This is a genomic window from Flavobacterium sp. (genome assembly GCF_052437795.1).
In the GTDB taxonomy this organism is placed as follows: domain Bacteria; phylum Bacteroidota; class Bacteroidia; order Flavobacteriales; family Flavobacteriaceae; genus Flavobacterium.
The window spans coordinates 978,083-991,335 of the sequence record NZ_JBQVPA010000001.1 but is presented as its reverse complement, the minus strand read 5'-3'; the positions used below and the strand labels follow the sequence as shown (position 1 = coordinate 991,335).

Annotated in this window: 12 protein-coding genes; 7 read left to right on the top strand and 5 right to left on the bottom strand. The window is 45.2% G+C overall.

The window, feature by feature from the left end; all coding sequences use genetic code 11:
• Positions 1 to 8: 8 nt before the first annotated feature.
• Complete coding sequence (locus tag ACT6R0_RS04850; RefSeq protein ID WP_444651808.1) at positions 9 to 842, bottom strand: CvfB family protein; 834 nt, start codon at positions 840 to 842, stop codon at positions 9 to 11.
• 216 nt (positions 843 to 1,058) lie between these two features.
• Here ACT6R0_RS04850 and ACT6R0_RS04845 point away from each other — a divergent pair, with 216 nt between their 5' ends.
• Positions 1,059 to 1,454, top strand: a complete 396-nt coding sequence (locus ACT6R0_RS04845; RefSeq protein ID WP_444651806.1) for a hypothetical protein — start codon at positions 1,059 to 1,061, stop codon at positions 1,452 to 1,454.
• Here ACT6R0_RS04845 and menD read toward each other — a convergent pair.
• The 4 genes from menD to ccsA all read right to left on the bottom strand — a co-directional run bounded on the left by menD (position 1,438) and on the right by ccsA (position 7,342).
• Positions 1,438 to 3,093, bottom strand: coding sequence for a 2-succinyl-5-enolpyruvyl-6-hydroxy-3-cyclohexene-1-carboxylic-acid synthase (gene menD, locus ACT6R0_RS04840; protein ID WP_444651804.1), 1,656 nt, complete (start codon positions 3,091 to 3,093; stop codon positions 1,438 to 1,440). The genes ACT6R0_RS04845 and menD overlap by 17 nt on opposite strands.
• Positions 3,094 to 3,393 (bottom strand): hypothetical protein, encoded by a 300-nt coding sequence (locus ACT6R0_RS04835; RefSeq protein ID WP_444651802.1) that lies wholly within the window; start codon positions 3,391 to 3,393, stop codon positions 3,094 to 3,096. It abuts the gene before it with no gap.
• A 2-nt stretch (positions 3,394 to 3,395) separates the two neighbouring features.
• Positions 3,396 to 3,983, bottom strand: coding sequence for a glutathione peroxidase (locus ACT6R0_RS04830; RefSeq protein ID WP_444651800.1), 588 nt, complete (start codon positions 3,981 to 3,983; stop codon positions 3,396 to 3,398).
• Between the two features lie 188 nt (positions 3,984 to 4,171).
• Complete coding sequence (ccsA, locus tag ACT6R0_RS04825; RefSeq protein ID WP_444651798.1) at positions 4,172 to 7,342, bottom strand: cytochrome c biogenesis protein CcsA; 3,171 nt, start codon at positions 7,340 to 7,342, stop codon at positions 4,172 to 4,174.
• A 400-nt stretch (positions 7,343 to 7,742) separates the two neighbouring features.
• On the opposite strand from ccsA, the gene ACT6R0_RS04820 reads away from it, so the two are divergent.
• The 6 genes from ACT6R0_RS04820 to ACT6R0_RS04795 all read left to right on the top strand — a co-directional run bounded on the left by ACT6R0_RS04820 (position 7,743) and on the right by ACT6R0_RS04795 (position 13,204).
• A complete protein-coding gene (locus ACT6R0_RS04820; protein ID WP_444651796.1) occupies positions 7,743 to 9,668 on the top strand; it encodes a M1 family metallopeptidase in 1,926 nt (641 codons plus the stop codon).
• Positions 9,669 to 9,851: 183 nt separating this feature from the next.
• Positions 9,852 to 10,601, top strand: coding sequence for a Rossmann-like and DUF2520 domain-containing protein (locus tag ACT6R0_RS04815; RefSeq protein ID WP_444651794.1), 750 nt, complete (start codon positions 9,852 to 9,854; stop codon positions 10,599 to 10,601).
• Positions 10,594 to 11,121 (top strand): KdsC family phosphatase, encoded by a 528-nt coding sequence (locus ACT6R0_RS04810; protein WP_444651792.1) that lies wholly within the window; start codon positions 10,594 to 10,596, stop codon positions 11,119 to 11,121. The genes ACT6R0_RS04815 and ACT6R0_RS04810 overlap by 8 nt, the downstream gene beginning before the upstream one ends.
• Before the next feature lie 76 nt (positions 11,122 to 11,197).
• Positions 11,198 to 12,091: a UbiA family prenyltransferase gene (locus tag ACT6R0_RS04805; protein WP_444651790.1), complete on the top strand. Its 894-nt coding sequence runs from the start codon at positions 11,198 to 11,200 to the stop codon at positions 12,089 to 12,091.
• Positions 12,084 to 12,668 (top strand): Maf-like protein, encoded by a 585-nt coding sequence (locus tag ACT6R0_RS04800; RefSeq protein ID WP_444651788.1) that lies wholly within the window; start codon positions 12,084 to 12,086, stop codon positions 12,666 to 12,668. The genes ACT6R0_RS04805 and ACT6R0_RS04800 overlap by 8 nt, the downstream gene beginning before the upstream one ends.
• Positions 12,668 to 13,204: a mechanosensitive ion channel domain-containing protein gene (locus ACT6R0_RS04795; RefSeq protein WP_444651786.1), complete on the top strand. Its 537-nt coding sequence runs from the start codon at positions 12,668 to 12,670 to the stop codon at positions 13,202 to 13,204. The genes ACT6R0_RS04800 and ACT6R0_RS04795 overlap by 1 nt, the downstream gene beginning before the upstream one ends.
• The last annotated feature ends 49 nt before the right edge of the window (positions 13,205 to 13,253 follow it).

The window sequence follows — 13,253 nt, the reverse complement described above, 5'->3', positions numbered from 1 at the left end:
ACTGTAAACTATTCTTTTACCAAATAAATACCGTCTTCCCTTATCTCGATAAGTTTTTGCTTATATAGTGTGCCGATCGCTTTTTTAAAGCTTTTCTTGCTCATTTTCATAACAGTCTTAATATCCTCCGGATGGCTGTCGTCGTTCAGGCGGAGAAAGCCGCGGCTGGCACGAAGTTCGTCGAGTACCTTTTCAGCATTAGGCTCAATACTTTCATGGCCCGGTTTCTGAAGTGTCACATCGATCTTGTTGTCAGGCCGTATCGTTTTGATGTATCCCGTTATCCGGTCTCCGGTACGCAGGTCTTCGTATACTTCGCCCTTGTACATCAGCCCTTTGTGAAGCTCATTGATTATGACGTTGATGCCAATTTCTGTTATGTGCGATACGATCAGGCTTACCTCGTCACCCTCGGCAACGGTTAGCTCGCTGTTATCCAGGAACTGGTTGATCTTACTGGTCGCGGCAAGCCTTTGCGTTTCATGGTCTATATACATGAACACAAGATAACGCTTACCTTTTTCCATTGGCCTTGCCTGCTCACGGAAAGGAACAAACAAGTCTTTCTCCAAACCCCAGTCGAGGAAAGCACCGAACTTGTTCACATAGTTCACACGAAGCAGCGCAAATTCATTTAGCAATATGTAGGGCTCCAGCGTGGTAGCTACTTTACGCTCCTCGTGGTCAAGGTATATGAATACGATCAGGTCTTCCCCTACTTCAAACTCTTTTGGTACATATTTGTTGGGCAGCAGTATGTCTTCCTGGCCATCAGTAAGGTATAGTCCTACTTTGGTATCGCGCGCTATTTTAAGCGTATTGTATTTTCCTATCTCGATCATTGGAGTAATTTTCAATGACAAATGTACGAAGATTGTAAACAGAAATATTCTGTAATATTAGTTTAAAGTCTACATTTGAATATTTAAAAATATGAAAGTAGAATCATTTAAAATTGATTTTTGGGAGCAACCACAAACCGGAGTTGTTTTATCTGAAAACAGCGACTGGATTTAGTAAAACACATACCCGCAGATTATGTACTCGATGGTTATAAATTGTTTAGAAAAGAATTTGTCCTAAAGCGTATCAATTCAGCTAAAGAAAAACAAATAGAACGAGTTCTGAAATTGAGGAAAATTAAGATTGATATGCCTGTTGATTTCGAATTTTCAGATACCATTGGAGTATTAAAATGGTCACAAGACAGATTTGGTCTGTTTGAATTTCAGGATGAGGATGAAACGGAATTGTTTTATGGCAGGATAAATGTTGTTGAAGGCAATGATTTAATCATAGACTCTATTGATACAGAAGGGAAAGTTGAAGAAGCTTATGATTTTCCTTTCCGAATTGATGAGATAATCACAATCGCATTCCAAAGTGATTACTTCGAATCCATTCGTGCGCTTTGGATGCACAAAAACAAGATCAAATTTAAACCAACTCCCTAAAATACCCCAGCAACACCCCATCATTTTCCCGCATCGGCGTAAAGACCTCCAGTATTTTAGGCTGTCCTGATCTTTCCATGAAGGCAGGCAAAGCCGTTTTTAACGACAACTCATCCGATGCCGACTGGTAGCCAAACCCATACATCTTCGCCAAATGTTCGGCGTTCAGGTGGTGCGCCGTTTCGAAATAGGTATTGAAAACCTCATTTTCCGAATGGCCCGGCAATATCCTGAAGATCCCTCCCCCACCGTTATTGATCACGATGATCTTAAAGTCCTTCGGGATATAATTGTTCCAAAGTGCGTTGCTGTCGTATAGAAAACTTACGTCGCCGGTTATCAGTACGGTTTCTTTTTGGCTTCCTACTGCCGCGCCCACCGCTGTCGAGGTACTGCCATCTATCCCGCTCGTTCCCCGGTTGCAGAACACTTCAATATCGCTGCGCATTTCAAAAAGCTGCGCATATCGTATCGAAGCACTGTTGCTTATCTGTAATTGCGAGTTTTGAGGCAGGGCAGGTAATATAAGGTCAAATGCCTTGAAATCAGAGAATATCACTTTTGCCAGGTATTCATCGTGCTTCAGTTTACGGAAAGCCTTTAGTTCCTGCGCCTTTTGATTATAATTGCTTTCAACAGTTCGCGTTTTCGGAAGGAGATCGTTAAGGAATTCATTAGCCTCTACCACAAAATGTTTGGTCAGTGCGCCAAAAGTATCGTATGCCCTAAGGGTATCAATATGCCAATGTTCTGCCGGAGCATATTTCCGCAGCCATGCCTTTACCCTTTTGGAAACCACCATCCCGCCGAAAGTAAGCAGTATATCAGGCCGCCATGCTTCAAAGTCCTCGTGCTTAAATGGGGTTATTATCGTATCGATGCTCCCTAAGAACCTCTCGTGGTAGAGGTTGGCAGGTGTTTCGGTCATCACAATTACCGAGGGGTCATTCGCCAACTGTTCTATGATAGCCCTGTCAATGGTGTTGGGGTCATTCACACCCACCAATACCAGTTTCTTTTTGGCAGCATTCCATTTTTCTACATACGGATCCAGATCTTCAAAACCGGTCTTCTTTAGCGGTAGGTCAATTATATTTGGAGTAACTGACAGTTCCGCAACCGTTTCATACAATGGCTCTTCGAACGGTGCATTGATGTGCACAGGGCCTTTTTGCATTACTGCGGTATTTATGGCTTCGTTTATTTTCCTGTCGTTCTCTTCGGATGCCTCCTCCAGCAGGTTACCATTATAAAGAATGTGGTTGGCATATACATTCTCCTGGCGTATGGTCTGGCCGTCACCAATGTCGATCTTGTCATGCGGCCTGTCGGCAGAAATGACCACCAAGGGTATCTGGCTGTAAAATGCTTCAGCTACTGCAGGATAGTAGTTCAGCAATGCCGATCCCGATGTACATACTACGGCCACCGGTCTTTTAGTTTGCTGTGCAATGCCCATGGCAAAAAATGCGGCGCACCTTTCGTCGGCAATACTATAGCAGGTAAAGTCAGGATTGTTGGCAAAACCTATGGTAAGCGGTGCGTTGCGCGATCCCGGCGAGATCACTATATCATTAACTCCTTTAGCAAGGCAAATTTCGATAATGCTTTGTGCCAAAGGTATTTTAGGATAGGTCATTTACTTAATTACATTAAATGCAATGAGCATTGTAGTTACGAATAAAAAGATAAGCCCCGTCAGGAAAACCACGTCGGCTATCTTCTCATATTTAGATGTCGCTTCCTTCAAACTGCGCATGGAAAGGTATGACAAGATGCTGCTGGCCATGAACATTATGATGGCTCCGGCAGTAAACTCATCAATGAGCGAAGCCTCCCTTGAGTTGGTTACATGCATCGATGTAAGCACCACAAAGCAAAGCCCCAGCAGCGTAGACGATGCCGTAAGGATATGGGGAAAATTATTGTTCCCTGACACAGTTAGGCTTTGATCCAGTCGATAACCTGTGGATCTGTAGGCAGTGTCTGCGGGCCGATCACTTTTTCAAGCTCGCCCTTTTCATTGATAAGGTATTTCTGGAAATTCCATTCTACCTGGCTATCCTGCAGGCCGTTCTTGCTTTTTTCTGTCAGGAAATGGTATAACGGCGCCATGTCATCACCCTTTACCGATATCTTTTCCATCATAGGAAAAGTAACGCCATAGTTCATCTGGCAAAATTCAGCGATCTCCTGGCTGGTACCCGGCTCCTGGGCGGCAAAGTTGTTGGCAGGAAAGCCGATGATCACAAGCCCTTTATCCTTATACTCTTTATAAAGCGCCTCAAGGTCTTTATACTGTGGCGTAAGACCGCATTTTGAGGCTGTATTTACGATCATTACTTTTTTGCCTTTCAGGGACGCGAGATCAAACTGCTTGCCTGTTAGGTCGGTCACTTTATACTGATAAATGGTTTCTTTTCCCATGGTTTTTGTTTTTTCGGTCGCTTTCGCAGTTTTTGTCTGTGCCTGGTTCTGGCAGCTAAAGAGCAGCAGCATCCCACACGCCAGTAATGCTATGTTTTTCATCGGTTATTTTTATATAAAATTACGAAAAGGTTTTTAACCACATAGGCACATAGGTAATATTGGCATAAAAAGGATACATATTCAAACATAGGTGAAGCTGTGCTTCACCCTATCTGTCCCTCAAACATGCCTTTTCAATAAAACTATGAGCCTACGTATGTATGTGGTTAAATTAATCCTGATTATTCCTACTTCCTCAAATGCTTCCTGAACTGTATGTACGAAACGATCCCCAAAGCAAATACGCCCAGCGCCATGTATAGGAAGTACATCGGTGTCCTTACCTCTCCGCTCGCATAGGAATGCAATCCGGTAAGGTAAAAGTTCACGCCAAAATACGTCATCAGTATCGATGCAAAAGCGAGTACACTGAAGAAACTGTACGTCCATCGGCTCCTGAACAAAGGCACGAAACGCATGTGTATCACAAAGGCATATACCATGATACTTACCAGCGCCCAGGTCTCCTTAGGGTCCCAGCCCCAATAGCGGCCCCAGCTTTCATTAGCCCACTGCCCTCCAAGGAAGTTGCCTATGGTAAGCATTACGAGGCCTACGGTAAGCGCCATCTCGTTGATGTAGGTGATCTCTTTTATGTTCAGGTCCATTTTTTCCTTGTTGTCCTTATTGGTGAATACCATCAGAAGCATGGCTACGATGCCCAACATGAAGGCCAGGGTAAACGGCCCATAGCACGCCACGATAACCGCCACGTGTATCATCAGCCAATACGAATTCAGTACCGGTACAAGGTTGCCAATTTCGGGGTCGGTCCAGCTTTGATGTGCTACCCAAAGCACAATGGCCGCAACAAATGCCGAAGAAGCAACTGTAAGCTCTGACCTGTGCTTTTCCGAAAGGCCAAAAAACGCTTTTAGTATGGCGGTCAACTTATAAACAGGCTGGTAGCTGAATGCGCTCAGGAGGAACCCGAACAATACTGTTGCCCAACCAACATAGATAACCGACTCATAGGCATTACTCCACGGCGCATGGCCGGAAATATACCATCGGGCAATGAGGCCTAAGGTGTGCAGCACAAAAAGAAGCATAATGATGCCATAGAATATATTTACGGCGATTCTTAACCATTTTCGTTCCCTGAATATTTTGAGGATGACAAATAGCATCATCAAAATACCGGCAAGCATATAATACGAATACAATTTCTTAAAAATATCATACTTATTATATAATATCTCAGCCTCCACTTTATCATCCGATGGCATGATATCCTTCGCCTGCTCGTGCTGTATCTTTTTCAGCCCCTCCAACAGGCTGTCGGGTAGTTTGTAGTCACCTGTAACAACCGCTTCTCCAAGGCTTTGCAGGTAGAAAGGTATGATATTCTTAACCGTATCAAGCCCTTTGATCTTGCCTTCGGTAGCTTCGCGGTAATTTATCCACTTGTTGCCTTTGTCATTGGGCACAGGCAACACGCGGAACACCTCACCAGAAATGGCCCAATTCAGTAATGTCAGCCGCCTGTCGATATCAAGGAAATCCTGCTCGAATTTATTTGGCTCTTTCGCCCGGTTGGCTTCCACCAGTATCGATGTCAGTTTATAGCTTCCCGTCTTTTGGTCAACGAAATCTGCAAACGCGGCATATTTGGCATCTTTAGGAAGGCCAAGCACTTTACGGATACTGTCATTGCCTCTTTGAAGGTAAAGTATCGGCACGTTGTACCATACTTCGTCCATCAATGCCATCGAAAGCAGCACCTGGTCGGCATTCATGCCGTTGTAGGTATCGTTCTTGCTTACTTTGCGCAATAGTTCCGATGCAAAAGTATTGGCAGGCTTCATCCTGTCACCATCCTGTATTATGAGTCGCCCGAATTTCTCAGCATGCTCCTCGCTTACTTTGTATTTGTTCAGTAGCGAATCGATCTGCTTTTGGCTCATTCGCTCATGGATATGGCCATTCTGAGCGAAGGCGCCGATGCTTAGGAACAATGCGATAACCGTTGCCAGCTTCGCTTTCTTAGCCTTTACCTTGTCCAGTTTTTTCTTCAGGTCGCCAAAGCGGGTATTCTTATCGAACAGTATCACCATAAGGCCTATGTAAAGAAGGAAATAGCCAATATAGGATATCCATGTTCCCCAAAAATCATGGCTTACGGAAAGTACCGTGCCTTTTTCATCGGCATCATACGAAGCCTGAAAAAAGCGGTAGCCTTTGTGGTCGAGCACGTGGTTCATGTAAATATGGTAGTCAAAGTTATCTTCTTTCTCAGGACCGGACAGTGTTACCTTGCTTTCAAACGACTCGAAGCTGGTTTCCGATCCGGGGTGTTTTTTGGCAATGAAGTCGTTCAGCTTAACATTGAATGGCAGGTCATATATTTTACTGCCATACAAAAGTGTATAATCCAGTTTGCCGATTTTAATCGAAACCGGAGTACCTATCCTTTTTGTTCCGCCCAAAAGCGTTACCTCGCGCTCCTCCCCTTCCGACTTCACAGTAACCGTAAGTGCCGATTGTTCCTTGCTCTTAAAGTTATTATCGGAAACATAGTCCCTCCTGGCTTTGAGCGAAGGCTCCGGGAAAACGAACATAGCGCCGCCAAGGGTGTAAAGCGAACGCATCATCAGGGGCTGTGCCGTGTCTTTGGCAACCTCGCCTTTCATCTGGTCGGCCATGCGCATGAAGTTACCGTCAAAGGGAGGTCTTATGGTATAACCATCGGCTGTCTTAGTGATATTAATGGCACCCTCTGTTGGTGCGTTGAAGGCAAACAGGATGTTATGGATGTTCTGTACCTCGCCGGCCTTCAGGTAATGCTCGTGGCGGCTGCCTCCTCCTGCTTCTACCAGCTTCAGGTACTCATCGCCTTTCGGGTCGGCCACCAAAGTATCTTTGGCGCCGATCTTAAAATCTTTATAGTCAACTTCAAAGGGGATCTTGTTGAAATCGCTCTTTATGGTAAAGTCATTGGAATTGAAAAACTCAGCGGCACTGAATAGCAAAGGCTCTTCAAAAGTACGTCGCTGCACCGAGCCCTGGTATTCGCCATCTACCCAAATGGTAAGGTAGGCCTTGTCGGAATAAAATTGTTTTTCGGTCGCGCCTTCGCGGATGTTCATAACTCCCTCAAAACTGATGTAACGTGTTACGAACGCGCCAACGATAATAAATATAAAGGAAAGGTGAAGGAGCAGCGTGGCCCATTTTTCTTTTTTATGGAGCTGGTAACGCTTAATGTTGCCTATAAAGTTAACAACGAACAGGAACATTATCAATTCAAACCACCAGGCGTTGTAAATAAAAAGGCGGGCGGTCTCGGTATTGTATGCATCTTCAATAAAGGTGCCGATCCCCATGGCAAAGGCGAAAACCAGGAAAAGTACTGCCATTAAACGGGTTGAGGAAAAGAACGAAATTATTTTATCCATGAGTGTGGAACGTTGAGTGTAAATTGGTGCAAAAATACTGGAAAATGAACCACTAATTGCACGAATTGTACTAAATTTTATTAACTCATGATATAAGATAAAAGCCTTTTGATCTAAAATGCAATATTGACACAACCCTGACACCTGAACACCCGAACGTGCTTACTCAAACGTAAGGATCGCACGGTTTTGTCGTCATGAGTGAAGTTCTTCCCTTCTTGAGAGGGATTGAGGGTGTGTGGTCCTGATCTTTCATTACCTCACAGGCTTTCTCTGTGAAATATTTTTTCTAATTAATCAGAACTTAGGTATATTTGACGTTTCCCAAAAATGAATTAACCAACAATAACGTAACGTTTACATGAGAATACCCAAACTTGTACTACTGCTGGGACTTACCGGGACCATCGCCTTCGCACAGGAACCCGCCAATAAGAACAACCAGTCGGAATTTGACGACGTGATGTACCGCCGCGGCAATGAGTACCGCGCAGCATCGGGCGTGCCCGGCCCTAAATACTGGCAAAACAATGCCGACTATGCTATTGAGGCCGAAATTGACGATGTGAACAATGTTCTTAAAGGCAAGCTGACCATGACCTACCATAATAACAGCCCGCAAACGCTGGAATATATATGGATGTACGTAGAGCAAAACCGTTTCACTCCCGATTCGCGCGGTACGCTCACCACACCCATTGCGGGCAACCGCTATTCGGGTGATACCGATGGAGGCATTACTATAACCAATCTTTCGGCTAAGACCGAAAAATCATCATCAGATAAATTCCTGATCAGCGATACGAGGATGCAGGTATACCTGAATGAGCCGCTGAAGCCGGGGGCGAAAGCGATCGTTTCGATGAACTTTGAATACAGGATACCAAAGTCGGGCATGGACAGGATGGGCCAGCTGAAAACGCCAAAGGGAACGATCTACTCCCTTGCACAATGGTATCCGCGTGTAGCAGTATATGATGATGTTGTAGGCTGGAACGTGGAGCCTTACCTTGGCGCAGGTGAATTTTATGTGGAGTATGGCAACTTTGATTATAAGATCACGGTACCATTCGATCATATCGTTGTGGGTTCAGGCGAACTTGTGAACGGCAAGGACGTACTTACCAGGCAGCAGCTTGCCCGCCTGGAAGAGGCAAAGAAGAGTGACCAGACCGTATACCTCATCACACCTGACGAGGTAGGCAATACCGCCATTACCCGCCCTATGAAAAGCGGTAAGGCAACATGGCATTTTAAAATGACCAGCAGCCGCGATGTGGCTTTTGCTACCTCAAAGGCATTTGTATGGGATGCCGCGCGCATCAACTTTCCGAGCGGAAGGAAAGGTATGGCGCAGTCGGCTTACCCTGCTGAACGTAAAGCTAACACCGCTTGGGGCCGTTCGACCGAATATACAAAGGCATCTATCGAGCATTATTCAAAAATGTGGTTTGAATACCCTTACCCTAATGCTGTGAACGTAGCTTCTAATGCGGGCGGCATGGAATATCCCGGTGTATCGTTCTGTGAGGCAGGCGCTTCGGGCGCAAGCCTTTGGGATGTTACCGACCACGAATTCGGGCACAACTGGTTCCCGATGATCGTAGGGTCTAACGAGCGCCGCTATGCGTGGATGGATGAAGGCTTCAATACCTTTATCAACTACTACAGCACACTGGATTTTAATAATGGCGAATACCCTACTGATATTGCCAAAGCGCAGAACCGTGTGCATTATTTTAAATGGAAAGGGCGTGAAGGAATCTCTACTTACCCTGATGTTGCCAAGAACATGAACCTTGGCTACACCGCTTATTACAAGCCCGCTACGGGAATGATAATGCTACGGGAATACATACTGGGCCACGACCGTTTCGACTATGCTTTCCGTTCCTACATCAAAAACTGGGCTTTCAAGCACCCGCAGCCTTCGGATTTCTTCAATGCGATGGATAACGCGGCCGGCGAGAACCTGAACTGGTTCTGGAAAGGGTGGTTCATAGAGAACGGCAACATCAATCTTGGCATTTTGGACGTAGAGCAGGAAGAAGGTTCGGCCATCATTAAATTCGTGAACAAAGGGGAGATCCCAATGCCGGTAGTATTCAAGATAACTTATGCCGATGATACCATTGAGATGCGTACCCTTCCTGTCGAGACCTGGATGCGTACCAAAGAATGGAAATTCCTGGTAAGGTCGGACAAGAAACTTAAGTCGGTTGAAATAGACCCGATGAAAGTAGTTCCGGACATTGACCTTAAAGACAACAAATGGGTTAAAGAATAATGGGAAGCGGCTTCGGCCGCTTTTTTGTTTTATTTCCGCAAAGATCCGCAAAGAAGGCACAAAGTCCTTTAATTATTGAGTAACCGGAACACTGCTTGCAATGGAAACTCTTGCGGATCTTAGTGAAATAACTTCAAGCGCAGCGCTTCTAATTCCTGAAAGTTTTTTTATAATTTAGCCGTCATGTTAAAAGTAGTCATAATCGGGTCGGGAAATGTAGCGCAGCACCTTGCCAAAGCCATCGATACGACCGGGCAGGCAATGCTGGTGCAGCTATACGCACGTGATCCCGAAAAACTGACAGATCTTCCTGGAGAAAAGATCACCTCTTCTTTGGAAAAACTTGCCAATGCCGATGTTTATATCATTTCGGTAACGGATGATGCCATCGCGGAGGTGTCCTCACAGCTGCCATTTGAAGGAAAGTTAGTGGTTCATACTTCGGGCAGCGTGGCACTGGACCAACTCGATGGCAAGAACCGCCGGGGGGTATTTTACCCATTGCAGACTTTCTCCAAAAACAAGGCGATCGACTTCAGTAAAGTGCCGCTGTGCCTTGAAAGTGAATTTGAAAACGACTATGCATTACTCAGAACATTGGCGGATGCCTTATCGAAAACCGTTTACAGCATCGACTCCAAACAAAGGCAGGCACTGCACGTAGCCGCGGTATTCGTGAGCAATTTCTCCAACCATATGTATGCATTGGGCAATGCTATCTGTCAGGAGAATAACATTCCGTTTAATATCCTGAACCCGCTGATAACAGAGACCGCGGATAAAGTGAGTACACTCTCCCCTATTCAGGCACAGACGGGACCGGCAATACGCCACGACCAAAAAACCATTGAAAGGCACCTTGATCTCCTGAAGGATGATAATCAAAGGAACATCTACAAAATACTAACCCAATCGATACAGGATAATGGCTGAAAGCTATAAAGAACTGATGAACAATATTACCACATTCATTTTTGATGTGGACGGCGTGCTGACAGATGGCACTATACACGTAACCCCTACCGGCGAAATGCTGCGCAACATGAACATACGCGACGGGTATGCCATGAAGGCCGCTGTAGAGAATGAATATACGGTATGCATCATATCGGGGGGACTGAATGAAGGCGTGCGCATACGCCTTCGCAACCTTGGAATAACCGATATTTACCTGGGTGTACCGAATAAAGTGGAGACATTTGATGAATTTATAGACATCTACAATATTAAGCCCGAACAGGTGTTGTATATGGGTGACGACATTCCCGATTACCACGTGATGCAGCTGGTTGGCCTGCCCACATGCCCACAGGATGCCGCTCCGGAGATCAAGGCAATAAGCCGCTACATTTCGCACAAGAATGGAGGCGCCGGCTGTGTGCGCGATGTTATCGAACAGGTAATGAAGGTGCAGGGAAAATGGATGGAGCATTTTAATGCCAGATACGACTGATCTGATCCAAATAACTAACAGATCACAAACCCCCATCTGCCAATAATCAAATCTACAAATAACCGAATAAATATAAATGAAGTTCATCAAATTACTCAACATACCCGACCTTATCATCCTGGCGTTATCGCTGTTCATTTTCCGCTACGGGTTCATATCGGCGCAGGAAGCAATAATGCCTGCATTGAACGACTGGCAGTATGCACTGCTCGCCTTCTCCTGCGTTTTTATCGCAGCGGGCGGATTTTTTATAAACAACACGGCCGGTATAGGACACAAGGAATATGACATTTCGGAAGCGCAAAGCTATAACCTGTACATTGTGCTTACAATCATAGGCGTAGGGCTTTCGTATTACATTGCTAATCTGGTGGGCATTCCGCTGTACTCCGGTATCGTGGTGGTAGCCGCGGCAACGCTCTACATTTATGCCACAAGCCTTAAGCAGACTATCCTAATAAGCAACATCCTCATTTCGATCGCTACGGCATTGCCAATAGTAGCGATCGGGATCTTCAACTTTTACCCGCTGCTTATGCCGGAAACACAGCCTGTGCTGGGTACATTGTTCAGCCTGCTGTTGGACTATGCGCTGTTTGTGTTTGTCATAGCATTGCTCCTTACGTTTGCACAGGACCTGGCTAATTCTGATGAGGATTACAACTCCGGGATCAACACGCTGCCCATTGCTTTGGGTAAAGACCGTACCATTAAACTCGTGTGCGGATTAACGATCCTTCCAATTACCATGGTACTGTATTATGTTAATACCTACCTTATCAACCTGCTTTGGGCCATGGGCTTCTGCCTACTGTTCCTGCTCGGGCCGATCATCTATTTTACCATTAAGCTGTGGAACTCGAAAACACAGAAAGACTTCGCGCAGCTGGTAACCGTGATCAAGCTTGTACTGTTGTTCACGTCAGTTTCCATTGCAGTAATAACCTTCAATATCAAATACAATGCTTAGGGAAAAACTACAGGATCACAAGATCGTTCTGGCTTCAGGTTCGCCACGCCGGCAGCAGTTCCTGAGGGAGCTCGACGTGCCGTTTGAGGTCCGTCTCAAAGATGTGGAGGAAATTTACCCCGATACATTACAGGGCGCTGAGATAACTGATTTCCTTGCTGAGCTTAAGGCAAAAAGCATGGACGATACGCTTTCGGATGATGAGATACTCATAACCAGTGACACCATTGTATGGTATAACGGCAAGGCACTGGGCAAACCAAAAGATCATGACGACGCCTTTGCAATGCTAAAAGCACTTTCGGGGAATACCCATGAGGTGATCACTTCGGTATGTATAAAAAACCTCGACAAGACCCAGGTATTCAACGAAACAACTAAAGTCACCTTTAACACACTATCGGACGATGAGATAAAATACTATCTTGACAATTATAAACCCTTTGATAAAGCAGGGTCTTATGGCATCCAGGAATGGATCGGGCTGGTGGCGATCGCGAAGATCGAAGGCTCGTATGCCAATGTTGTAGGCATGCCGGTAGATAAAGTCTACCAACATTTGAGTAAATTTGCTTAATGGAGGAATTTAAACAACATATTTATTACACAGAGATACTACGGACAGTTATAACTGTAATAGTATTTATTGCATTGAGCCTGTTGATCAAATGGCTTACAAAGAAATACGCCCGTAAGGCGCACCTATCTGAACACCGCACTAATCTTATCACCAAGTACATAGATATTGCAATGTTCGTTCTTTTTACCGTCATCATCATTTCCGTTTGGAGTATCCGTACGAACGATCTATTTGCTTTCATTACCGGGGCGCTGACCGTTATTGGCGTGGCTTTCTTCGCACAATGGTCGATACTCAGCAACATTACTTCGGGCATCATCATCTTTTTTACCTATCCGTTCCGAATAGGTGATGTGATCCGCATACATGATAAGGACTTCCCCATTGAAGCCCAGATAGAGGACATTAAGACATTCCATACCATACTCCGCACCCGCGAGGGCGAACTCATTACCTATCCCAACAGTCTGTTGCTGCAAAAAGGTGTGAGCATCGTGCCTATAACCCGCGAGGACAAAGAATTTTACGATTAATACCATGAAGTATCTTTTAAAAATTGAACCATATAGGCACATAGCTTTT

Coding starts and splice junctions, on each gene's coding strand:
- ACT6R0_RS04850 (WP_444651808.1), bottom strand. CDS start 842: ATGATCGAGATAGGAAAATACAATACGCTTAAAATAGCGCGCGATACC.
- menD (WP_444651804.1), bottom strand. CDS start 3,093: ATGACCTATCCTAAAATACCTTTGGCACAAAGCATTATCGAAATTTGC.
- ACT6R0_RS04830 (WP_444651800.1), bottom strand. CDS start 3,983: ATGAAAAACATAGCATTACTGGCGTGTGGGATGCTGCTGCTCTTTAGC.
- ccsA (WP_444651798.1), bottom strand. CDS start 7,342: ATGGCAGTACTTTTCCTGGTTTTCGCCTTTGCCATGGGGATCGGCACC.
- ACT6R0_RS04820 (WP_444651796.1), top strand. CDS start 7,743: ATGAGAATACCCAAACTTGTACTACTGCTGGGACTTACCGGGACCATC.
- ACT6R0_RS04815 (WP_444651794.1), top strand. CDS start 9,852: ATGTTAAAAGTAGTCATAATCGGGTCGGGAAATGTAGCGCAGCACCTT.
- ACT6R0_RS04810 (WP_444651792.1), top strand. CDS start 10,594: ATGGCTGAAAGCTATAAAGAACTGATGAACAATATTACCACATTCATT.
- ACT6R0_RS04805 (WP_444651790.1), top strand. CDS start 11,198: ATGAAGTTCATCAAATTACTCAACATACCCGACCTTATCATCCTGGCG.
- ACT6R0_RS04800 (WP_444651788.1), top strand. CDS start 12,084: ATGCTTAGGGAAAAACTACAGGATCACAAGATCGTTCTGGCTTCAGGT.
- ACT6R0_RS04795 (WP_444651786.1), top strand. CDS start 12,668: ATGGAGGAATTTAAACAACATATTTATTACACAGAGATACTACGGACA.